At 40.4% G+C, this 223-nt stretch carries 1 protein-coding gene; it reads right to left on the bottom strand.

The window, feature by feature from the left end:
• Window positions 1–223 (bottom strand): multicopper oxidase domain-containing protein (locus ON058_RS11100; protein ID WP_274669123.1); only part of this gene is annotated, 223 nt, incomplete at both ends.

The raw sequence follows: 223 nt of genomic DNA, 5'->3' as shown, positions 1-223 counted from the left end.
GGCACACCATCCATTAGTCCTGGCAGTAATAACCCATGCCAGTGTAAAGAGGTATCTTGATTCTTTAATTGGTTATGGACGTGAATAACAGCCTCATCCCCCTCTTCAAACTCAAGGAGTGGTGCTATAAATTTTCCATTTACGGTAATTCGTTTAAGGGGTTTGCCCGTAACATTGACCTGTTGTTCATTAATATTAAGGTGATATTCCTTAATTGCCGCAA

The organism is Demequina sp. B12 (assembly GCF_028823635.1).
GTDB lineage: Bacteria > Actinomycetota > Actinomycetes > Actinomycetales > Demequinaceae > Demequina.
This window is presented reverse-complemented; position numbering and strand designations above follow the sequence as displayed.